At 37.4% G+C, this 21,459-nt stretch carries 21 protein-coding genes and 1 riboswitch; of the genes, 7 read left to right on the forward strand and 14 right to left on the reverse strand.

Annotation, left to right across the window (positions count from 1 at the left end; translation table 11 throughout):
• Positions 1–26 precede the first annotated feature (26 nt).
• Both LJD61_RS01165 and LJD61_RS01170 read left to right on the forward strand, forming a co-directional pair.
• The gene (locus LJD61_RS01165) at positions 27–722 is read left to right on the forward strand and encodes a DUF421 domain-containing protein (RefSeq protein WP_255226004.1); all 696 of its coding nucleotides are present in this window, start codon (positions 27–29) and stop codon (positions 720–722) included.
• Positions 719–1,099, forward strand: coding sequence for a DUF4363 family protein (locus tag LJD61_RS01170; RefSeq protein ID WP_255225660.1), 381 nt, complete (start codon positions 719–721; stop codon positions 1,097–1,099). The genes LJD61_RS01165 and LJD61_RS01170 overlap by 4 nt, the downstream gene beginning before the upstream one ends.
• Positions 1,100–1,102: 3 nt before the next feature.
• Here LJD61_RS01170 and LJD61_RS01175 read toward each other — a convergent pair whose 3' ends face one another.
• The 7 genes from LJD61_RS01175 to clpB form a co-directional block, all read right to left on the reverse strand.
• Positions 1,103–1,990 carry an RluA family pseudouridine synthase gene (locus tag LJD61_RS01175; RefSeq protein ID WP_255225661.1) on the reverse strand — a complete coding sequence of 296 codons (888 nt, stop codon included), beginning with the start codon at positions 1,988–1,990 and terminating at the stop codon, positions 1,103–1,105.
• Positions 1,987–2,874 carry an RluA family pseudouridine synthase gene (locus LJD61_RS01180; protein WP_255225662.1) on the reverse strand — a complete coding sequence of 296 codons (888 nt, stop codon included), beginning with the start codon at positions 2,872–2,874 and terminating at the stop codon, positions 1,987–1,989. Before LJD61_RS01180 ends, LJD61_RS01175 begins: the two co-directional genes overlap by 4 nt.
• The gene (locus tag LJD61_RS01185; RefSeq protein WP_255225663.1) at positions 2,855–4,255 is read right to left on the reverse strand and encodes a Na+/H+ antiporter NhaC family protein; all 1,401 of its coding nucleotides are present in this window, start codon (positions 4,253–4,255) and stop codon (positions 2,855–2,857) included. The genes LJD61_RS01180 and LJD61_RS01185 overlap by 20 nt, the downstream gene beginning before the upstream one ends.
• Before the next feature lie 127 nt (positions 4,256–4,382).
• Positions 4,383–4,547 carry a hypothetical protein gene (locus LJD61_RS01190; RefSeq protein ID WP_255225664.1) on the reverse strand — a complete coding sequence of 55 codons (165 nt, stop codon included), beginning with the start codon at positions 4,545–4,547 and terminating at the stop codon, positions 4,383–4,385.
• Between the two features lie 410 nt (positions 4,548–4,957).
• Complete coding sequence (locus LJD61_RS01195) at positions 4,958–5,926, reverse strand: RluA family pseudouridine synthase (protein WP_255225665.1); 969 nt, start codon at positions 5,924–5,926, stop codon at positions 4,958–4,960.
• Positions 5,927–5,942: 16 nt separating this feature from the next.
• Positions 5,943–6,284, reverse strand: coding sequence for a cupin domain-containing protein (locus tag LJD61_RS01200; protein ID WP_255225666.1), 342 nt, complete (start codon positions 6,282–6,284; stop codon positions 5,943–5,945).
• A gap of 116 nt (positions 6,285–6,400) precedes the next feature.
• Positions 6,401–8,995: an ATP-dependent chaperone ClpB gene (clpB, locus tag LJD61_RS01205; protein ID WP_255225667.1), complete on the reverse strand. Its 2,595-nt coding sequence runs from the start codon at positions 8,993–8,995 to the stop codon at positions 6,401–6,403.
• Positions 8,996–9,265: 270 nt separating this feature from the next.
• Here clpB and LJD61_RS01210 point away from each other — a divergent pair, with 270 nt between their 5' ends.
• Positions 9,266–9,466 carry an alpha/beta-type small acid-soluble spore protein gene (locus LJD61_RS01210; RefSeq protein ID WP_255225668.1) on the forward strand — a complete coding sequence of 67 codons (201 nt, stop codon included), beginning with the start codon at positions 9,266–9,268 and terminating at the stop codon, positions 9,464–9,466.
• Positions 9,467–9,523: 57 nt separating this feature from the next.
• Here the strand turns inward: LJD61_RS01210 and LJD61_RS01215 are convergent, their stop codons facing one another.
• Positions 9,524–10,147 (reverse strand): GNAT family N-acetyltransferase, encoded by a 624-nt coding sequence (locus LJD61_RS01215; protein ID WP_255225669.1) that lies wholly within the window; start codon positions 10,145–10,147, stop codon positions 9,524–9,526.
• A 133-nt stretch (positions 10,148–10,280) separates the two neighbouring features.
• Positions 10,281–10,416: riboswitch (cyclic di-AMP (ydaO/yuaA leader) on the reverse strand.
• Positions 10,417–10,690: 274 nt separating this feature from the next.
• Between LJD61_RS01215 and LJD61_RS01220 the strand changes: the two genes are divergently transcribed.
• The gene (locus LJD61_RS01220; protein ID WP_255225670.1) at positions 10,691–11,404 is read left to right on the forward strand and encodes a helix-turn-helix domain-containing protein; all 714 of its coding nucleotides are present in this window, start codon (positions 10,691–10,693) and stop codon (positions 11,402–11,404) included.
• Positions 11,405–11,510: 106 nt separating this feature from the next.
• Here the strand turns inward: LJD61_RS01220 and LJD61_RS01225 are convergent, their stop codons facing one another.
• Entirely contained in the window at positions 11,511–11,930 is a 420-nt protein-coding gene (locus LJD61_RS01225; RefSeq protein ID WP_255225671.1) for a thioesterase family protein, read from the reverse strand.
• 132 nt (positions 11,931–12,062) lie between these two features.
• On the opposite strand from LJD61_RS01225, the gene LJD61_RS01230 reads away from it, so the two are divergent.
• Positions 12,063–13,091, forward strand: coding sequence for a M42 family metallopeptidase (locus LJD61_RS01230; RefSeq protein ID WP_255225672.1), 1,029 nt, complete (start codon positions 12,063–12,065; stop codon positions 13,089–13,091).
• Here LJD61_RS01230 and LJD61_RS01235 read toward each other — a convergent pair.
• The 4 genes from LJD61_RS01235 to sigI form a co-directional block, all read right to left on the reverse strand.
• Positions 13,086–13,517, reverse strand: coding sequence for an aspartate carbamoyltransferase regulatory subunit (locus LJD61_RS01235; protein WP_255225673.1), 432 nt, complete (start codon positions 13,515–13,517; stop codon positions 13,086–13,088). The two genes, LJD61_RS01230 and LJD61_RS01235, sit on opposite strands and share 6 nt — an antisense overlap.
• Positions 13,510–14,445: an aspartate carbamoyltransferase gene (pyrB, locus tag LJD61_RS01240; RefSeq protein WP_255225674.1), complete on the reverse strand. Its 936-nt coding sequence runs from the start codon at positions 14,443–14,445 to the stop codon at positions 13,510–13,512. Before pyrB ends, LJD61_RS01235 begins: the two co-directional genes overlap by 8 nt.
• A gap of 174 nt (positions 14,446–14,619) precedes the next feature.
• On the reverse strand, positions 14,620–15,708 hold the full coding sequence (locus LJD61_RS01245) for an anti-sigma factor domain-containing protein (protein WP_255225675.1): 1,089 nt from the start codon (positions 15,706–15,708) through the stop codon (positions 14,620–14,622).
• Positions 15,709–16,446 (reverse strand): RNA polymerase sigma-I factor, encoded by a 738-nt coding sequence (sigI, locus tag LJD61_RS01250; RefSeq protein ID WP_255225676.1) that lies wholly within the window; start codon positions 16,444–16,446, stop codon positions 15,709–15,711. It lies immediately after the preceding gene.
• A gap of 134 nt (positions 16,447–16,580) precedes the next feature.
• On the opposite strand from sigI, the gene LJD61_RS01255 reads away from it, so the two are divergent.
• Both LJD61_RS01255 and spoVB read left to right on the forward strand, forming a co-directional pair.
• Positions 16,581–18,659 (forward strand): S-layer homology domain-containing protein, encoded by a 2,079-nt coding sequence (locus LJD61_RS01255; RefSeq protein ID WP_255225677.1) that lies wholly within the window; start codon positions 16,581–16,583, stop codon positions 18,657–18,659.
• Between the two features lie 106 nt (positions 18,660–18,765).
• Positions 18,766–20,319, forward strand: coding sequence for a stage V sporulation protein B (spoVB, locus tag LJD61_RS01260; RefSeq protein ID WP_255225678.1), 1,554 nt, complete (start codon positions 18,766–18,768; stop codon positions 20,317–20,319).
• On the opposite strand, the gene LJD61_RS01265 is transcribed toward spoVB, so the two are convergent.
• Entirely contained in the window at positions 20,277–21,458 is a 1,182-nt protein-coding gene (locus LJD61_RS01265) for an O-antigen ligase family protein (protein ID WP_255225679.1), read from the reverse strand. The genes spoVB and LJD61_RS01265 overlap by 43 nt on opposite strands.
• Position 21,459 lies beyond the last annotated feature (1 nt).

Consider the following 21,459-nt stretch of genomic DNA (forward strand, 5'->3'; position numbering starts at 1 on the left):
CAGTGTTGAAGATGAGGTGCTTTATAATGCTAATCGTTTTTGTTAGAACTATAATTCTATATTTTTTAATAGTATTGATAATGAGGCTGATGGGCAAAAGGCAAATAGGACAACTTCAGCCTTCAGAGCTGGTTGTGGCCTTAGTTATAGCAGATCTGGCAGCAATCCCTATGGGGAACGTCGGCATACCGCTGCTCACAGGCATAATACCAATTCTCACCTTATTTATCTGTGAGGCATTGCTATCTTACATATCCTTAAAGAGTCAGCCGGCCAGAAGGTTTATATCGGGCAAGCCCAGCATAGTGGTTGAAAAAGGAAAAATACTTGAAAACGAATTGCGAAAACAGCGATTCAATATTGACGATCTGATGGAGCAGCTTAGGTTAAAGGATGTAAGCGATATAAGCGATGTAGAATATGCCCTGCTGGAAACAGGGGGGCAAATCAGCGTAATTCTCAAGACTAATAAAAAGCCGGTAATCAGGGAGGACCTGAATATAAATGCCGCATATGAAGGTCTGCCCATATCATTGATCATAGACGGTCATATAAATTTACAAAATCTTTCTATAGCAGGCCATGATAAAAATTGGTTGGCAAAGCAGCTGGATAACAGCGACATAAAATCCTCCGATGATGTTTTATTTGCTTATATCTCCCAAGACAACAAGTTTATGTTTCAACTAAAAGACAAAACAAAAGGTGATGATGATAAATGAAACCATTATTATATACGGTCATACTGACATTGGCAATAATAGGCTCAGGCATATTTACAATAAATATGCTGAAAAAGGACGCAGAGGCATTATATAACTTCGTACTGGAAATGGAAAGCGATATAATGGCTGAAAAATGGGAGGATGCCGGCGAAAAAGGTGATAAGCTCCATAACCAGTGGAAAAAATATAAAAAGGTCTGGCCAATGCTCATTGACCATTTGGAGATAGATAATCTGGACATTCAGATTTCCGAACTGGAGTCTTTTTTGATAAGCAGGGACAAAACTCAAGCCTTATCAAAATTATCTATATTGAAGCTGCTGGTAAAACATATACCTGAGAAAGAATCCTTTACACTGCAAAATATCCTGTAAAGGCTAAAAACCCAATACATCACATAGCAGCTTTATGTCCCTGGGTATTTTTGCATGCAACTCTATATCTGATCCTGTTGCAGGATGGATAAAAAATATTTTTTCTGCATGGAGCGCCTGCCTTTGTATCATCTCTCTGCTGCCTCCGTACAACTCATCCCCAAACAAGGGATGACCGGAAGAAGACATATGGACCCTTATCTGATGTGTGCGCCCTGTGACAAGGTTGACCCTAAGCAAAGTTGCTGCTTCCTTCTTTTTAATCGACTTATAAGAAGTAACTGCCCTTTGTCCATCTTGGCTTACTGTTCGCCTTATGGTGTGACTGCCCTCCCTTTTTATAGGCAGGTCGATAATGCCGACTTCTTTTTCCATTAAGCCCTCAACAACAGCAATATACTCCTTCCGAAATGAAAATTTCTCCTTGGACATCATATACTGAACATGAGAGTTTTTTGCAAAAAGCACAAGCCCTGATGTATCCTTGTCAAGCCTGTTTATAGGTCTGATTTTAATATTCTTACCCTTATCCCGCCAGTAGTAAGCCAAAGCATTGGCAACAGTTCCCGTAAAATGGCCTTTCGTGGGGTGCACCGGCATCCCTGCTTCTTTATTTACAACAATGAGATAATCATCTTCATAAATTATATCAAGGGCAAAAGCTTCCGGTAAAATATTTTCTGATCCCTTGTCCATCAAAAAAATCTCGACTCTATCGCCCATTGTCAGCCTTGCATTGACATAAGCTGCTTCGTCGTTTAATAGTATAGCCGAATTCTTCTTCAGATTGACCAGGTTCCTATGAGAAACTCCTAATTTATTTATCAGAAAATCCTTTATGCATCTGCCTGAATATTGCTCATCAATGATATATTCATTATGCTCCTTCAATTTAATAAATCCTCCTTAAGCCCTTTCAGCAGCATCAAAATATCGGAGGGAAGCTGAGATTTAATGGCTATACGCTCATCTCTGACCGGATGTGTGAAGCTGAGTTCAGATGCATGAAGAGCCTGTCTCTTTATTCTAGCATCGTCCCCTCCATATAGGGTGTCACCTAATATAGGATGTCCCAAACCGCTCAAATGAACTCTTATTTGATGGGTTCTCCCGGTTTTTATAGATAGGGCTAAAAGCGATGCAGAAGCATACTCTTCTAATACCTCATATTCAGTAACTGCAAATTTTCCCTCATCTGATAGATATCTTTTACCGGCCTCATCCGGATGATCGCTTATAAGAGATTCTATCCTGCCTTTTTTATTCTTCGGTATTCCCGAAACCACAGCCATATATTTCTTTTCCAGGCTCCCGGCAGAATATCTGTCCATCAAGCTATGTATTCGAGAGCTCTTTGGTATAATAACTATTCCTGAGGTATTCATATCAATTCTGTTAAAAAACCTCACGGGCTCATTTATATCCTTCTCATCAAAATAGTATCTCAGCCCATTTGCCAGAGTCCCTTTCTTGTGGTTTTTTGTTGGATGAACTACCATATAAGGCGGCTTGTCGACTGCTACTATATCATCATCTTCATATAAGATGTCAATCTCCATCTTCTGTGGAGCTATATTATCTTTTTTCAGATCTTCTTCAATGAGAAGAAGGTCGCCGTCTTTCAGCCGCGAATCTCCATACGCTTTTTTCCCGTTAATTTGAATTCCTCTCCCCAATAGAGCCTTAGCTCCTCTTGAGGATAGATCCATATCTTCCTTCAAGTATGCTATCAACGATTTCCTGCTCATACCTAATTTAACTATGTGATTTTTCATTTATATTACCTCTTTTAAGCTCTAAACTATTATTTTGAAAAAATAGTATGTTTGCTGCTGATATTATAGGCATGATATAGGATAAAAATGCATATGGCAAATAGCTTATCACCGATACCCCCATAATAGATGCCGGCGTCAAGGCTGCAACATTCCAAGGTATTATGGAGCTCACCATGACTCCTGAATCTGAAAGCAATCTGGCAAACTCTTTCTTGTCGATTCCCATAGCTTTATATCTCTCCAACAGCACTCCGGATGGTATTATTATTGATATCACCTGATTGCACATAAACAATGCCGAAACAATACTAAAGCCTACAGTAAAGAGCATAAGCTCTCTTGATGTTTTGATCCTTTTCAATACAGGCTTGATTAAGGTTTCCACCATTTTGGTACCTTCAAATACTCCATTTAATGAAGTAGCACATACGATCACAATGAGCATGGTTCTAAAAGAAACAAGTCCTCCTCCTGCAAGGACAACACTGTATTCGGCAGGTATTGAGGGATGGAATCCCACAAATGCCGCCTTTACCAATTCAATAATAGAAATCCTCTGGTAGGCAATAGAGAAAATTGCTCCAATAGCAACTGATGCTGCCATAGTATACAAAGGCGTAAACTTTAAAACATAGAAAACCATCAGTATAACAGGAGGTATCAAAAGCAAAGGCGATATACGTACATATTGGGTCATCAAATTTTTATAATCTATGATATTATCCGCATTGGCGCTCATATCAGCATAATTCAGCCCTATGACAAAATAAAAAATGATGGCCAATGCCGCTCCTATAGATATAGTTTTCAATAAATATTTGAAATTTTCATGGGGATTTGTTTCGGTCATGGTTGAAACAAGATTGAATACACTTGATATAGGTGATGACCTGTCCCCAAAAAAGGCTCCGGATACTACCGTACCGGCTATAGCAGGAAGCGGGATATTCATTGCGCTTCCTAATCCGAGCAGGACGATACCAACACTACTTACCGTACCGGTAGAAGTTCCCATGAGCATAGATATTGCTGAGGATATAATAAATGAGGATACAAGAAATATCCTCTCGTTTATCATTCCAAAGCTGTAATACAGCATAGCAGGTATTACACCGCCGATTTTCCATATGCCTATCAGCATAGCTATCATTGATAGCATGATCAATACCTTGGAGCTTTTTTTCAAGCCTGCATATGCAAAATTGATCAATATCCTTATATCATATCCGTTAATAATTCCGACAATAAATGATGCAATTAATCCTATAATAAGTCCAAAATACAACGGTTTATTAAAAACAAATATATTAAGAATCAGAGAAACGCTCAAAGTTACTATTACAGCCACGCACTGAAAGTATGGTATATTTTTTTTCATATAGACTTCCCCTATTCCCTAATAGGATAAATTCACTATTTAAACAGCCATAATAATTCTAATACATATGCTATAAAATATACAAGGCAAAAAGATAAAAAGCAGATAAATCATCTGCTTTTTTAACTTAAATTATTGGATTAACTGCTGTACAGCTCTTACTTCCATTTTGCATCTGCTTTGCACGCTTCAATGTCTCGTCAGAAGACAACCGCTCTTGTAGCTTTAATAGTCTGATTATGTTTTGGTAGGCTTCCGGTTTTGAAAGTAATGCTTTATTATTATCCTTCATCATAACACCTCGCTTTAAATCCGACTTTGATAATAATAAAATGCCTTTCAACCTTGATAAACACCTCCGAAATTCTGAAAGCATTTAATTCACTTTATATATGATTTTACTGCAATAGCTCTTTACCAACAGTTTGTAAATTTCTGTTGTGTTGGCTGATAACGATTGCAGAGCTCCGAAACTAAGACTTTGTAAGCTCCTTCACAATGTACTCTTTTATCAGCCAGCACAGCAGATTGAAATCTAAATTTTGCAATAAAATTATATATTAATTATATACTATTGTTAGGATTTTTTCTCGGTGTTCAGCCTTCCATAGCCGTTGTTATAGCTCCCAATAGTCATTAATCCCTATTTATTCGAGATAGGATATTGACTTTATATGAAGTCCTCTGTAATGTTCCGTCTTCCTATAGGGTTCGCTGACCGAAGAGATGCTTAATTATTGCTTCATATTCTTCTGGCATGCTGCTGTGCCATGTCTTGTTTTTTAAATATTGCAATTCTTTAGGAGGATTATTGAAGATTAATATATGAGCCATTAGAAATTGATGGTTCAGTCCAAACCTCTTCTCAAAATATTCATTAACCCTTTTATCTCCATATTTGGCATCGCCTATTACAGGATGGCCGATGCTTGATAGATGAGCCCTTATTTGATGGAATCTCCCTGTGACCAGTTCAACCGAGAGCAAGGAATATTCAACATTATCACACTTTTTCTCATAATATGTTTTGGCTTCCTTTCCTCTTTCATCCCCTTCCCCTGCTAAAAATGCTTTTCTGCTGTTTTCATTCTTTTCTAATAGACCTATTATTTCCCCATTTGCTTCCGTAATGCCCTTTACTACACACAGATAAAGCTTTTTCAGGCTTCTCGCCCTTATCATCTCGTTGATGGCTTTGAGACTTTTGTAATTTTTTGCAGCAATAACTAAGCCCGCAGTATTTCTATCCAACCTGTTGCATATAGCAGGCGAAAATGTTGGAGAGCTACTAAGCCCTTCAGCAGATTCTAAATAGTGCTGTATCCTGTATATAAGCGTGTCCTTATCCTGGGCGCTTTGAGGATGGCTTAGCAGTCCGGCAGGCTTATCAACAATTATAATATTTTCATCCTCGTAAACTATTTTGATATCCCCGCATTTGGCCGCCTTCTTCTTAGGCAGAGGCTCGACTCCCATATCGATATTATTCAAAGTAACTATGTCTCCAACAACAAGCATATTGGCTTCCCTAGATTTCTTACCGTTTACTTTTATCTTGCCTGTTCTTATGCGTTTGTATATTTCGCTCAAGGATGCTTTTTTCAACAGCTTCCTCAGGAATCGATCCAGCCTTTGGCCTGCTTCATTTTCTGTGATCCTTATATCCCTCATTTGATCTCCGCCTTAATCAACAATTCGCCGGTGAAAACACTGCATATAAAAGTATTTCCCCTTCACCTGTGTTAATAAGCCCATGCTCTTCTCCCGGATGGGCTATGATGCAATCTCCGGCTGCGGCCTTTACCCTTTCTCCATTTGCCAAAACCAGGCCCTCGCCTTTCATTATATAAAACACCTCAAGTATTTCGTGGGTGTGAGGCACAATTTCTCCATCCTTTTCTATTTTCACTATATGAGCTGATAATCTGTCATTTTCTTTGGAAGTAGCCAGATGCCTGAGGAATACATCCCTATGCTTAGGATTCCTAATCCACTCCAGTGACTCTTGATTTCTTATTATGGTACTCATATTATCCCCTCCAGTATTATATTAATCTATATATTTTGAATTATATCATATAGAAGGAAGCAAAAATCATCTCTGCCAGAATATATCCAGTGGAGATGATCTTATCTGTAGCAGCCTTACAGCTTTTTAAAATTCAGTTTATCTCCGTCCCTGCTGATCAATACCTTTTGACCTTCTGCGATTTCGCCTGAAATCAATGCCCTGCCTATAAATGTTTCAATGCTCTTTTGCAAATACCTCTTTATAGGTCTTGCTCCATATACAGGATCATATGCATTTTCAAGAATGAAATTCTTGGCATCTTCACTCAATCGGATTTCTATTTCTCTGCCCTTCAAGCGCTCGGCAATGCGCCTAAACTGCAGATCGATTATCTTTAATACCTCATCTTTGCTTAAGGGCTTAAAGAATACTATATCATCAACTCTGTTTAAAAACTCCGGCCTGAAATGCTTTTTCATCTCAGCTACAACAGCATCTTGTGTCTTATCATCCAATGCTCCTTTTTTGTCTATGCTTTCCAATAGATATGAGCTGCCGATATTTGAGGTCATTATGATGACCGTATTCTTGAAATCAACCGCATGACCATGGCTGTCGGTGACTCTTCCATCATCCAGGATCTGCAGCAGGATGTTAAAAACATCGTGATGGGCTTTTTCGATCTCATCAAATAGTATTACGGTATAAGGCTTTCTTCTCACTGCCTCTGTCAGCTGTCCGCCTTCATCATATCCTACATAACCTGGAGGAGCTCCGATAAGCCTGGATACAGTATGCTTCTCCATGTATTCGGACATATCTATGCGGACCATATTATCTTCGGTATCAAACAATGCTTGAGCCAAGGTCCTTGCCAACTCCGTCTTCCCGACTCCTGTGGGTCCTAAAAATATAAATGAACCTATGGGCTTTCTTGGATCCTTCAGACCGCTTCGCGCCCTGATCACCGCATCTGCTACTGCAGATACCGCCTCGTCCTGGCCGATAACTCTTTCATGCAGCACCTCATCCAATCGCAAAAGCTTATCCTTTTCATTCTCCATAAGCCTGGTCATCGGGATTCCAGTCCATTTTGAAATTATTTCCGATATCTCATCATCTGTCACTTCTTCTTTCAGAAGCTGCTCTCCTTTTTGCAAATCCTCCAGCTTGAGCTTCTCTTCATTCAGCTTCCTTTCCAGTGCTGTGAGTTTGCCATATTTAAGCTCCGCTACCTTGTTTAAATCATATTCCCGCTCAGCTTTTTCTATCTGGGCCTTAACACTTTCAATTTCTTTTTTTATTTCCCTTATGCTTTTAATACCTGCTTTTTCCAGTTCCCACTGTGCTTTCATAACATCACTTCTGCCTTTCAGATCCGAAAGCTCCTTATTCAGCATTTCAAGCCTTTCCATGGACTGTTTGTCATCTTCCTTTTTTAATGCTTCCCTCTCTATCTCCAGCTGCATTATTCTTCTCATTATTTCATCGAGTTCCGCAGGCATGCTGTCAATCTCTGTCCTCAGCATAGCTGCTGCTTCATCGACCAAGTCGATTGCCTTATCGGGCAAGAATCTGTCGCTTATATATCTGTTTGATAAAACTGCAGCGGATATTAATGCATTATCCTGTATCCTTACTCCATGATGTATCTCAAACTTTTCTTTCAATCCCCTTAGAATCGATATGGTATCTTCTACGGTAGGCGGCTCAACTACAACGGGTTGAAATCTCCTCTCCAATGCGGCATCCTTTTCTATATATTTCCTATATTCATCCATGGTTGTCGCACCTATGCAATGGAGTTCGCCCCTTGCAAGCATAGGCTTCAGCAGGTTTCCGGCATCCATAGCGCCTTCTGTCTTGCCCGCTCCAACTATATTGTGTATCTCATCAATAAAAAGTATTATCCTGCCATTGGAGCTCTCGATCTCTTTTAAAACTGCTTTAAGCCTTTCTTCAAACTCTCCGCGATATTTTGCTCCGGCAATAAGCGCTCCCATATCCAGGGAAAATATGGTTTTGCCTTTCAATCCCTCAGGCACATCGCCCTTCATAATCCTCTGAGCCAGTCCTTCGGCTACAGCAGTTTTACCCACTCCCGGCTCGCCTATCAATATCGGATTATTTTTTGTTCTTCTTGAAAGTATCCTTATGATGCGCCGTATTTCAGAATCCCTCCCGATAACAGGATCAAGCTTTCCTTTCTTCGCATCTTCAACCAAATCTCTTCCGAATCTCTCCAAAGCTTCATAGGTCTCTTCGGGATTTTGGCTGGTGATCCTTTGATTGCTTCTGATCAAGGACAACTCTTTCAGAAATCTTTCTCTGTTTACACCATATTTTTTTGCTATTTTCTCTGAAGGACTATTCCTCTCATCTATAATAGCTAAATAGAGATGCTCAACGCTTATAAAATCATCCTTAAATTTTTTAGCCTCTTCCTCGGCCTTTATGAATACTTCTTCAAACCTTCTGGTGATTGAAATATTGCTATTGCTGCTATATATCTTCGGCATTTTGAATAATTCATCATTTAAATCCTTATAATAAAAATCAAATGGAATATTCATTTTGGTCAATATTTTGGAAATCAAGCTATCCTTTTGCGACAGCAAAACAAGATGCAAATGCTCTGTATCCATAGATTGATGGTTAAGCTTGATCGCCAGATTCTGTGCTTCAAAAACTGCTTCTTGGGCTTTTTGTGTCAGCTTGTTTATATCCATAATCCTCACCCCTTTGACTTTGACTTTCTTTGACTTTCATATATTATTTATATCATATTGATAGTTTAAATTAAAGATTCTTATTTCGTCTTTATTTTGATTATTCAAGGATTTATCGGGAAATATGCATAATATATCAGGTTTTCTTGGCTATGGTACTTTTTATTCTAAATATAAATACTTTCCTAAGAAATACTTAGCACCATATGCAAAATATAACACTAATATTTTAATTAAAAAAGTAAAATATAATAGCAGGAGGTGATATTAATGGCAAGAACAAATCGTAAAGTAGTACCTCAAGCTACAGCCGCTCTTGATAGAATGAAATATGAAGTAGCTTCTGAAGTAGGCGTAAATCTGAAGGAAGGCTACAATGGTGACTTAGCAGCAAGAGATGCCGGAAGAGTTGGCGGAAACATGGTTAAGAAGATGATAGAACAGGCTGAAAGAAGCATGTCTGGAAGATAATTGAATAATGAATATAATAAAAGCACTCCATATGGAGTGCTTTTATTATATTCATTATTACTCTACCTTTTTGTGGTATATCAGATCTGTATATAGATTGTTGTTATAATCTTCATATCGCATTCCAGCAAGGCTATACTTTTGTTTTTTTCTGAACTGAAGAGAAGCAAAATTGGGTTGAGGGCTTATTATTGTCTCCGCAAAGATATTGTGGATACCCTCACTTTTCAGATCAGATAATAATCTTGTATAAATAAGACTACCTATACCTTGCCCTGTCAAGTCTGCCTTTATAGCAGTTTTATCTACAACAACGAAATTATCCAGCTTGCTTTTATCAAAATCCGGCCTCCAATACACCTCTGTAAGCCAATCCGGATTATCTGCCAGCCATTGCTCTTTCGTATATGTCATCATAAAACCGTATATTTTATCATATTCAGCAACATAGAAGTGATCAAGGCTGTTGATGCCTTTCAATAGCTTCTTCTTATAAAATTTCGGATTGGATCTATAATCGTCCACCAAAAAACCCTGCTCGGATACTTTTTCTGAGCTGCCCACAGAGCAGGCGATGCCATATATTTCGTTCAAATCATTTTTGTTTGCTTTCCTCACTCTTAAAAGCTTTTTCAATATGAAGTGATTCAGTTCTACACTGGTTTTATTAACTACAACCATAGTTATACCTCCTTTATTATTAGTAAAATAAGATTGTCAGGGGAGGCAGGAGCTATAAAAAAAGCCGCGGAGGAATCCACGGCTTAAGGTTTTTCAATACACTTCATAAAGCGTATAAACCTTATACACCCAAACCTCCTCTTCCCACGCTTACGAGGTTAGCTGACGGATTCGGACCGAAAGAGAATGGCCCTACCCACAAAAGTGGGATTCACCCCATATTATTGGTTCCCCCGTTTCCTCTCAAAGGAATTCAGCGAAAGTATGAGCATTATTCAATTTTTATTATGTTATTATACTACATAGACGTAAAAAAATAAATAATGTTTCAGGCTGTTACAAAAAGTTTACAATTATTTACCAAGCTTTCATCTATAGTGATATTATGATAATATAAATAATATGCATTTACAAGTAAATTTATTTTATGGCTTATTAATTTTTTTTAACATTGAGTCTACTGCAATGACTCATTTGTGAATCTCTGTTGTTCATACCGATAACGATTGCAGAGAAATCAACATTAATAATGGAGGCTTTTAGATGAGTATCATTGGTACAAATATAAGAAACACAAGAAATAAGAAGAATTTATCTTTAAAAGAGCTTGCTAAGAAGTCCGGGGTTACTGAACAGTACCTGGCTGATATTGAGTCTGGAAAAAAGATTCCCAATCAAAAGCTCATTGAATCTATTTCCAAAGCCCTTGGTATAAGCGTTGACTTGCTTGAACCCTCATATTTTTCCCAATACTTTGAAGAAGATGATGAAAAAAACGAACCCAAAGCACCAAAACATAAAATTACTGATAAAAAGCCTATTGAAGAGGATAATGCCATATCATCAGCATTGTCCAAGGCTGTCAGGAAGATTCCCGTTATTGATAAAATGACCTCAGTAAAGGATTTTCCTAATAAAAATGATATAGTGGATTACAAATATGAGCCGGTGTTTCAGAACAAGGCAACCAATGTTCCCGTTGGAGAATTCGTTTATTATATTGCACAGGATAATGCCATGGCTAATTCAAGAATTTTAAAGGGTGATCTGGCTCTTGTCTTTATCACAGATTCCATAAGAAATGGAGATATAATATTATATACGGAGAGAAATAAATGCTATATCAGGCGCATAGCTTTTCTGGAGAAGGAAGATATTCTTCTTTATGCCGACAATTATGAATATCAGCCCATTTTATCAAGTCAGAGAAATATTAATATAATGGGCAAAGTTGTTAGAGTAGAATTCAAAATATAATCAATGAGGCTGTCGCGAAATTCCAATTTTGCCATTCTGAGCACAGTGAAGAACCTTTAAGATGTTGAATGCGTTATGCAACAGCCCAATCTTAATCTCCTTATATTTATGGCTGAGGCTGTAACTCTTCTATTCTCTTGCTGACCTTTTCTCTGAGCAGGCTATGATTGACAATATGTCGCTCATGATGTCCACTGCCAATCTCGCCTAGCTCATCGTATGCTTTAAGTTGGAAAACGATTCTGTTATTTTCAATCTCTGATATGGAAGCATTGACCGTAACCGTCATATCCTTTACCGTCGGCTGGAAATGATCGATGCTTAAAAATTTGCCGATAGTGATGTAATTGTCCGGGAGAAGGGGGTCTACTACAGAAACCGCAGCTTCGATCATCAAGGCCGATAGTACGGGCGTAGCCAGCAGATCCTTTATGGAGCCGCTGCCGAAATACAGCGCTGTGTCTTCTTCGGTTATTTTCTTTTGGATAGTTTTAGACATGCCTATATTTAGTACTGGTAATCTCATATAAAACACCCCTTTTATTTTATTATATCATATATTCGGTAATAAGTCTAAATATTCTGAACAATCATCCTGCTCCACTCTTTTCTTCCTTTATGCTATAATGATTTTGTTAAGAAACGGAGGCGATGCAAAATGAACATTGATTATATTGTGTCCTTTATGAAAAAATTATGTGAGACCCCCAGCCCTTCGGGTTTTACTCAAAATGCAATAGCATTGGTCGAAGAAGAACTGAAATCCTTTGGTATCATCACAAGCTTAACAAATAAGGGATCTTTGTCAGCCTTGATACCAGGGAAAAATTCCGTACCTCAAAAAGCTTTAGCTGCTCATACAGATACGCTGGGAGCCATGGTAAAAAAAGTCAAGGAAAACGGCAGAATTTCATTTGCAACTATCGGCGGGTATTCCATGGGTTCTATTGAATGCGAAAACTGTTCCATCCACACTTCCCAAAATACTTTGCACACAGGTACAATTTATACAATTAAGCCATCAGTACATATCCATGAGGATTGCAAAACCTTGGAAAGAAGCTTGGAAAATATGGAGATCGTAATCGATGAAAAAGTATTTTCTACCGATGAGGTAGCTGAACTAGGCATTGAAGTCGGTGATTTTATCACTTTTGATCCCAGATTTGAATATACCGAAAGCGGTTTTATTAAATCCAGGCATTTGGATGATAAAGCGAGCGTTGCCATTTTAGTAGGATTGTGCAAGCATATCACTGATAACGATATATCCCTCGAAAATTCAGTACAAATCCTTATAACCAACTATGAAGAAGTTGGACATGGGGCAAGCTCCGGTCTTATGCCTAGTGTCAGAGAGCTATTGTGCCTTGACATGGGTGCCCCCGGAACAGGACAGAATTCAAGCGAATATGCCGTATCAATATGCGCTAAAGACAGCGGCGGCCCCTATGACTTTAGCCTTAGAAGCCGCCTTGTTAAACTGGCGAAGGATAATGATATAGATTATAAGGTAGATATATATCCTCACTATGGTTCTGATGCAGGTTCCGCTCTGAGATCCGGATTTGATATCAAGTTCGGCCTTATAGGACCGGGAGTATATGCTTCACATTCCTATGAAAGGACTCATAAAGACTCAATCGCCAATACTGCCGAACTTGCATTGAAATATATCCTTTTATAGCATATAGGACGTATGCTCCTCGCAATATTCACATGAATACTCCACCGTTCCATTGACTTTAACCAATTTGAAAAGCGGGCTAATATTATCCTCCGCATTGCTTATGCAGCGGGGGTTTTTACATTTAAACAATCCATGGACTTCCTCTGGTATCTCAACCTTCATCTTTTTAGTTATTGTTTCATTTTCAACTATATTTATGGTTACATTTGGATCAATGAGGCCTAATATGGTCATATCAACATCTATGCAGTTTTCAATTTTAATGATATCCTTTTTACCGTATTTGCTGCTCGTTACATTTCTAAGCAGCACCACAGGGAAATCAGCTTCACCAAGGTTCAGCTTGTCAAATATTTTTTTACCTTTTCCTTGAGTTATATGGTCGATCACTATTCCATAATGGATGCTTTCAACTTTAAGCATTGATATTCACCCCCAATTGTGATGCCATCAGTGCCATTCTGGCATATACGCCAAATCGGGCTTGTTTAAAATAAGCAGCTCTCTCATCATCATCGACGTCATAGCTTATTTCATTCACCCTTGGAAGGGGGTGCATTACCAGCATATCCTTTTTAGAGTCCCTGAGCTTGCTTCGGTTCAATATATAACTATCCTTAAGCCTTACATAATCAGCTTCATTAAAAAATCTTTCTTTTTGAATCCTTGTCATATATAGAATATCTATGTTGTTGATTATGGCTTCTAAGTCTTCTGTTTCTAATATCTCTGCATGTGCTTCATTCTGCAGCACGTGCTTAATATGATCAGGCAGTCTCAATTCCTTTGGTGAAACAAGTATAAATTTATTATCGGAATATCTTGACAAGGTCTTAATCAAAGAGTGGACCGTTCTTCCAAACTTTAAATCACCGCAAAAAGCCACAGTATTTCCTGATATGGATCCTTTAAGCATCTTTATAGTCAGCAGATCTGTTAATGTTTGGGTCGGATGCTGATGGCCTCCGTCGCCTCCGTTTATGACGGGTATATCGGAATACTTGGATGCCAATCTTGGTGCACCTTCCTTCGGATGCCTTATTACGGCGATATCTGCATAAGAAGATATAACTCTTATGGTATCTGCCATGCTTTCACCTTTAGCTGCCGAGCTTACATTGGCATCAGAAAAGCCAAGTACCTTTCCACCCATTCTAAGCATAGCTGCCTCAAAGCTTAGACGTGTTCTCGTGCTTGGCTCATAAAATAAAGTTGCGAGTATCTTTCCTTTGCATATTTGAGAGAATTCTTCCCCATTTTCAATCATTTTTTCTGCCAGACTAAAAATTGAATCCAGCTCTGACAATGAGAAATCTCCCGGATCAATAAGATGTCTTCCTTTTAAATTCATAATCTCTCCTCCTTCTTAGTCTCACAGGACTAGTTTAAAGGTAATACAAAAACCTTCCAACATCGGCTGGAAGGTTGATAATAACATAAGTAAAACAATTATTCATCACCTTCCCAGCCTCGCAGGACTAGTTTAAAGGTACTTAAATAAAAATAACACAAATCTTTTCCCTTGTCAATTTCTATTTTTTGTATTTTTATTGCTATCGCTCTTTATTTTTTCATTACCTTGCTTGTTATACTTATCCTTTTGCTTTAATTTAGAATTATTCTTTTTAGTTTCTATGTTCATATCCTTATATTTATTTTTTATGGATTCATATTTTTTATTGTTATCCTCAAAAGCACCGGGCTTATTCTTTTTTATATTGTTATTGTTATTATTATCTTTTTTATCTTTAGCACTTTTATCTTCTTTTTCTTTTTTGTATTCAGCATCTTTATCTGCTTTATCCTTTTTATATTCAGCAGCTCTGTCTTCTTTGATTTTCTTGTATTCGGCAATTCTATCTTCTCTGTCTTTCTTATATTCGGCAGCTTTATCTGCTTTATCGTTTTTGTCTTTTTTGTATTTAGCAACCTTATCTTCTGCTTTAGTTGTCTTTGCTTTTTTAGATATATACTGTCCTACCGATACTCCCATTTTATCTGCTTTATCCTTAACCTCTTTATCAGAAACAAATGCATTGATTTTTCCATCTATGCTATGAGCCACTACTTCTTCTTTTATAGCATTTTCCATTTTTTCTATCAGCTCATTTCCGTTTTGGTTGTTTTCTTTTTCCATGATTGCGTACAAGGTTATTTCATTGCTTTCATTCTTATCCAAGTAGTTCATATCGATGGTTTTTGCAATTATCTGTTTAACACCTTCAACGCTGTCCATTTTTTTTATATTTATTTTCTCCAGCAGTTCTTTGCCTTCATCATCCAGTCCTCTGCTGCCAATAATTATTCCTTTCTTATTCAGGGCTAGCTCGATGCTTGGATTGATATCAATGCCCACATAAGCATATGCAGCTATGTTTTCTTGATAGAAGCTGAGGAAAAGGTAGCTGCAGAAGATCAAAAGCATAAAGCAGGCAGCATTGACATATCTATTGGCTTTAAAAACAAGCCTTCTTTTCAAGATATCCACGTCATTAAAGCATACCTCCATACCCTGGTACATCCCTTTAAAAGCTTTAATATCGCAAAATGTGCAATCTTCAGCCATTAAAGTTGCTTTGTCCTTGTTTAATTTAATCACCACGCCTTTTCTCATCTAATCCACTTCCTTCAGCAAGTTATACACATAGCCTTTTATTATTTCATTATTGCTCAGCAGTATAAGGCATACAGCCAGAATAAATTTTTTATTTTTATGCAACACTTTTCTGCTGATATGTAAATTTCTTTCAATCTCTGCAACCGGAATTTTTCTGCTGTCCATTATTTTTTTCATTAGAATTTCGTCCTTGACTATTTGCGAGGCAATTCTTGCTGAATTTTTTCTGGAATCTAAATGCTTTGGACTGCTTTCAACCAAATCTTCTATCGAGATCCCAAAGCCATGCAGCTTTTTTATAAAATCTTCCATCTCTTCTGAAACATCTTGGTCTTCCCACTGGCTGCTATCTACAAATAATCTCTCTTCAATATCTTCTCCTTCATAGATCTCATTTAAATATGAGATAGGAATTGTATCAAAATTCTTTTTTTCCTTTCTATAGAAATCAATAAGCCTATTCTTTATTACTCTCTCTGCAAAGCTTAAAAAAGATTTTGATCTTTCAATATCAAACCTGTCTATTGCTTCATTAAAAGCTATCAGGCCTACGCTAAGCTCATCACTGTCACCATCGGAAACAAATCTCCCGGTCTCTTTACTTACTACATTTATAATAAAAGGCTTATAATCCTGTATAAGTCCATTTCTTTCGCATAAATCACCATTTTTACTCATTCGGACTCTATCATGAATGTCCTTTTCCTTTTTAAATGGATTTTTGAGCAATATCATCACCCGACTTCTTATTATATTAATACGACTTTTTTTTTTTTTTGGAGCCTAATTTACATTGTTACCTAAAATTATACTGTGTTACGTATTGTATAGCAAATAGTTAAAAAAAACTAATAAGGAGGAGATTGACAATGAAAAATATGAAGATTACAGCCTTATGCTTATCGGCTGCCATAGCTATATCAGCGGTTACGACTCCTGTTTTGGCTTATGCAGACAATGATAAGGCGAAACTAGAAGTAAAGGGAAAAATGACTATCAACATGGGTAAAACCAGCAAATCAAAGAACTCAAAGCTAAATCCAGGGAATTTAAACTTCAAATTCTGCGACTCAAAAGATTATATGGAGAATATGGCCTGGGCAATGAAAGCTATTGAGAAGTTGGGGGCAAAAGGCATCATAAGCGGCTATTCGGACAAAAGCTATAAGCCTCAAAATAAAGTCACAAATATGGAGGCTTTGACTTTGATATTAAAGCTGACAGGCCGCGAAGACGAGTCTGAGAAAAATAACAAAGTCCATCCTATTTTTAATCAATATCAGAGCAATTGGAACCTTCAGTGGGGTTGGGGCTACCTATTTGTAGCCGTTGATAAGGGTATTTTGCTACCTGAGGAAATTAAAGGCTTCAATCCAAACCAGCCTATAAAGCGCCATGAATTAGCAAAATACTTGATAAGAGCAATAGGCAAATCAAAGGATGCTGAAGAATATATGAACAGCAAGCTTGATTTCAAAGATGCTGATGCAGTTCCTAAAGCATCCAGAGGCTATGTTTATTTGATAAATGACCTTGGCATAATGACAGGCAACGAAAACAGACAGTTTAAACCCAATGAACCTTTGACAAGAGCAGAAATTGCAGTATTGATCGACAAAGCCGGCGACTATCTTGATGATTATGAAGATAATCAAAATGAAGCAAAAGTTGTCTTTAAGGCTTATGATGATACCAATAATAAATTGACCGCCATATATAATGGTAAAACAGTATACTATAAAACTATAGATAATGTAATAGTATATAAGGACAACGAATATACAGACATATATGATTTATCTGAAGGCGATGTACTTGATATAGTGCTTGGCAGTGACAAGCAAGTCATATTCATCGAAGTAATCGGCTATACAGATGATGAAGATGACGATGATGAAGATAGGGAGTATATAGATTTTACTGATGTAAGCTATAGCAAGCTTCCTGCTTCTATACAAAGATATATCGACACTTCAAGGGCAACAAAGGGATATAAAGCTTATAAGTACAATGATGCTATATATCTTGCAGCCTTCATGGGCAGAAAGAATACCGGAGGCTACAGCATAGAAATTGAAGATATTCAAAGATATAAGCTAAACGGAAAATATATCGTTGAAGCAGTTGTCAAAGAAACAGAGCCGGATAAAGACTCATTCGTAACTCAAGCACTAACTTATCCCTATACTGTTGTTAAATTTGACAGTTTTGATAACATATCAAAAGTAAACTTTGTAGATGAAAACGGAAATGTTTTGTCTCAAAAATCCATTGAAGCTTTGAAGGATGAAGCAACTACAGCAAGTGGGATTTTCTCCAAGGCAGATGATGCCTACATATATATAAAGGCAGGAACTAATTCCGTGCTTACAAAATACGAAATGGCAGAAGACATACAAGTATATATCAACAATAAAGAAAAGTCCCTTGATGATTTAAAATCAGGTATGAAGGTAAAGCTTACTATATTGAATGATTTAGTGACTAAAATATCTGCAGATTATGAAGTGAAAGATGCCGAAGGCACTATCCAACTGGTGGACACAGCAAAAAAACAGATAAGGATAAAATATGAAAATAGATTCACTACCTATTCTATTGAGGAAGATGCAGAGGTCACTCTGGATGGCGAAGCATCAGAGCTTTCAAAATTAGAATTTGGCATGAAAGTGAATCTGGAGCTATTAAACAGCAAAGTAGTTCGTATAGACGCAGTTAATTTTGAAGAAACCTTTGAAGGAAAAATTAAAAATATTGAAATTGCAAACAAAAAAGTAAAAAGCATCACGCTATTAGTAGATAAGTCACAGATGAAATTTGACATTACTGCAGACACATCCTTTGATATGCTTGACAGTGACGCAGAACCAACGGATTTAGCCATAAACAGTGAAGTAAAAATAAACCTTCTAAATGGAAAAGCTATAGAGGTTATAGAGCTAAAATAGTTCTCGATCTGAAGCAGCCCTAGTGGGCTGCTTTTTCTTTTGCCCATTTCATTAATATTTTTGTTGAACCATAAATATTATATAGTGAAAGGGGTTGAGAAGCTTTATGACATTGGATAATATGACTTATCTTCAAGGTGCCTTTATACTTACATTGGTAAATCTTGTAACTGGAATACTATCCTTCATATATAGAATATTCTTATCAAAATCCATAGGCGCTGAGGGTATGGGCGTCTATCAGCTGATCATGCCTCTTTACATGCTTTTCATCCAGCTGGTATCCGGCGGCCTTTCTACCTCCATATCTAAGCTGGTTGCAGAAAACAAGGCCAGGCACAATTATTCTAATATTGGTAAGACTATAAAGATTGCTGTTCTGATATCAGGGTTATGGAGCGTAACTTTCAGCAGTCTTATTGCATTTAATGCCGGCTTTTTAGCAAACAATATTTTAAATGATGAGCGTACTTTTTATTCAGTAATTATATTCTCTCCCGCTATAATCTTTATTGCTTTAGCAGCTGTGCTTAAAGGCTACTTTTATGGTACCGAGCAAGTAAAGATTCCTGCGCTTATCGATATTGCGGAAAAACTGATCCGGCTTGTGGTGCTGATAATGACTACAAATTATCTTATAGATTATGGCATAGAATATATATGCGCAGGAGCTATGACGGCCATGGTGACAGGCGAACTGCTCAGCTTGTTCCTGCTCTACATAACCTATAGAAGGAAAAAAATCATAGCTGCAGCAGCTATGAGAACAGATTCCGCCATGTTTATCATAAGCAATATGCTAAAGGTCGTTATTCCCTTATCTATAAGTGGTGCAGTGAATACAATTTTAGACATGCTGGATGCGGCATTGATACCGGATCAATTGATAAAGGCAGGCTTTACCAAGCAATTATCCCTTTCATTATACGGCCAGCTGACAGGTATGGTTCTGCCTCTAATATATTTCCCCATGATAATAATCGGCTCCTTATCAATAACCCTTATACCCTCAGTGGCATTTTCTTTTACATATAAAAATTGGGCTGTATTGAATAAAAAATATAATGATTCCCTTACCATTGCTTCCATAATCGGCCTCGGTGCAACGATTGCCTTTATGCTATTTCCAAAAGAGCTTTGCAGCGTATTGTTCAACTGCCCGCAAGCGGGCAAACTGCTGTTTTGGTCTTCTATTCCATGTGTCTTGGAATATTGGCTTTTCGTCTTGATGGCGATCATGAACGGCTTAAATTTTCAAGGAAAGGTTTTAGAGTCCACTATCCTTAATATAATAATAATGGTTACAAGTATTATTATTCTCATGCCAATGCCTAGGCTGAATATCTACGGTTACGTTATTGGTCTCGGAATAAGTTCATTATCTGTGATACTAAGCTGCCTAAGGATAATAAACAAAAACACTCCAATCAGAGTCGATACGAAAAAATGCATTTTAAAGCCGATATTGTGCGCCATTCCTATGCTAGCATTTATTTCGCTGGCAAATTTTCATCTTACTTCTTACACAAACTTCAGGTACAATATGATGCTTTCTTATATATTGGGCTCAGGGATATATGCTATTATGCTGCTTGCTACAGGGACTATAAGACCAAATCAGCTTTTAAGCGTAATAGGCTTAAAAAAGCCTGATGCATAACATGCCAAACTATAATAATTCATCAGTATCAGCGTCAAAGTGGGGACCACTATAACAGCATCGATCAAGCCGTGTATCATAATGGCAACACTGGTTCCTATCGTGCCTAAAGCCGCAAATCTTTCCAAGCTGCCGCAAGCATTTTTAATCTTCTTCATCGATCCTGCCATAAGGCTATGAAATATGCTAACAAATGATACCAGTCCGATAATCCCCGTTTCTGCTGCAAAATGCAAAAAAATATCATGTGCATGATAAACAACACCCCAAAGCTTTGGGGATACTTGACTTAATGAATACCATAAAGTTCCTACACCATTGCCGACAAAAGGGTGCTCCATGAAAATACGGAGACTGGTACGCCATATCTCAATCCGGTAAACACTGCTGCTATCACTGTTTATTCTTGCAATATTTATTCTTTCATAGCCTGCTCCTTTATTGAACAGCAAAAAAAGTATGATCATCGCAGCGCTGTACAATATGAATCTGCTATCTTTTTTCAACGCATACATTATCACCAGCGCGGCAATTAAAGACACAAATGCTCCCCTGGAATAGGTGAGTATAAGGCAAAATGAACATAAAACCAGAGAAATATACTTCGAGGGCTTATAATCCATATAAATAATCCAGGATAGTATAAAACAAATATTTATGACTAAATAAGCTGCAAAAATATTAGGATTATACAAAGTTGAATAAATCCTGGTCAATGATGATAAAGATTCACTATACCCTGTCCAATGCTCATTGATTTCTAAATTTCCGGTTAAAAACTGAAATAAGCCGAATAAAGAAGTAATTATCGCCATATAATTCAGCACATTAAACAGGTTTCCGATGCCTCTATTCTTTAAATAGTATTGTGCCATAGAATAATAAAGTGATTGCAGAATTACAAATACTAAAAAAATAGCGCTTGATACAAAAATTTTTGAAAACAAGGCAGACACCGATATAGATACTATTAACAAAAAGAAAGGCTTGTTTTGTATAATCGGATCCAATAATTCTTTGATTCTATCCGAAGCAATGAATGCTATCAGCAAGCCCAATACTGCAAGATAACCTAAAGGCGGTACTATAATGCCCGCTACTAAGGCAAATAATATAAATGATGTTAAAGTTTTTCCCATA

The organism is Lutispora saccharofermentans (assembly GCF_024363565.1).
In the GTDB taxonomy this organism is placed as follows: domain Bacteria; phylum Bacillota; class Clostridia; order Lutisporales; family Lutisporaceae; genus Lutispora; species Lutispora saccharofermentans.

What these genes read in the sequence shown, in the direction of transcription:
- LJD61_RS01185 (WP_255225663.1), bottom strand. Translation starts at nt 4,255, where the DNA reads ATGAAAAAAAATATACCATACTTTCAGTGCGTGGCTGTAATAGTAACT.
- LJD61_RS01220 (WP_255225670.1), top strand. Translation starts at nt 10,691, where the DNA reads ATGAGTATCATTGGTACAAATATAAGAAACACAAGAAATAAGAAGAAT.
- LJD61_RS01170 (WP_255225660.1), top strand. Translation starts at nt 719, where the DNA reads ATGAAACCATTATTATATACGGTCATACTGACATTGGCAATAATAGGC.
- clpB (WP_255225667.1), bottom strand. Translation starts at nt 8,995, where the DNA reads ATGGATATAAACAAGCTGACACAAAAAGCCCAAGAAGCAGTTTTTGAA.
- LJD61_RS01235 (WP_255225673.1), bottom strand. Translation starts at nt 13,517, where the DNA reads ATGCTTAAAGTTGAAAGCATCCATTATGGAATAGTGATCGACCATATA.
- spoVB (WP_255225678.1), top strand. Translation starts at nt 18,766, where the DNA reads ATGACATTGGATAATATGACTTATCTTCAAGGTGCCTTTATACTTACA.
- LJD61_RS01200 (WP_255225666.1), bottom strand. Translation starts at nt 6,284, where the DNA reads ATGAGTACCATAATAAGAAATCAAGAGTCACTGGAGTGGATTAGGAAT.
- LJD61_RS01215 (WP_255225669.1), bottom strand. Translation starts at nt 10,147, where the DNA reads ATGGTTGTAGTTAATAAAACCAGTGTAGAACTGAATCACTTCATATTG.
- pyrB (WP_255225674.1), bottom strand. Translation starts at nt 14,445, where the DNA reads ATGAATTTAAAAGGAAGACATCTTATTGATCCGGGAGATTTCTCATTG.
- LJD61_RS01225 (WP_255225671.1), bottom strand. Translation starts at nt 11,930, where the DNA reads ATGAGATTACCAGTACTAAATATAGGCATGTCTAAAACTATCCAAAAG.
- LJD61_RS01180 (WP_255225662.1), bottom strand. Translation starts at nt 2,874, where the DNA reads ATGAAAAATCACATAGTTAAATTAGGTATGAGCAGGAAATCGTTGATA.
- LJD61_RS01195 (WP_255225665.1), bottom strand. Translation starts at nt 5,926, where the DNA reads ATGAGGGATATAAGGATCACAGAAAATGAAGCAGGCCAAAGGCTGGAT.
- LJD61_RS01230 (WP_255225672.1), top strand. Translation starts at nt 12,063, where the DNA reads ATGAACATTGATTATATTGTGTCCTTTATGAAAAAATTATGTGAGACC.
- LJD61_RS01255 (WP_255225677.1), top strand. Translation starts at nt 16,581, where the DNA reads ATGAAAAATATGAAGATTACAGCCTTATGCTTATCGGCTGCCATAGCT.
- LJD61_RS01245 (WP_255225675.1), bottom strand. Translation starts at nt 15,708, where the DNA reads ATGAGAAAAGGCGTGGTGATTAAATTAAACAAGGACAAAGCAACTTTA.
- LJD61_RS01165 (WP_255226004.1), top strand. Translation starts at nt 27, where the DNA reads ATGCTAATCGTTTTTGTTAGAACTATAATTCTATATTTTTTAATAGTA.
- LJD61_RS01210 (WP_255225668.1), top strand. Translation starts at nt 9,266, where the DNA reads ATGGCAAGAACAAATCGTAAAGTAGTACCTCAAGCTACAGCCGCTCTT.
- sigI (WP_255225676.1), bottom strand. Translation starts at nt 16,446, where the DNA reads ATGATATTGCTCAAAAATCCATTTAAAAAGGAAAAGGACATTCATGAT.
- LJD61_RS01190 (WP_255225664.1), bottom strand. Translation starts at nt 4,547, where the DNA reads ATGAAGGATAATAATAAAGCATTACTTTCAAAACCGGAAGCCTACCAA.
- LJD61_RS01265 (WP_255225679.1), bottom strand. Translation starts at nt 21,458, where the DNA reads ATGGGAAAAACTTTAACATCATTTATATTATTTGCCTTAGTAGCGGGC.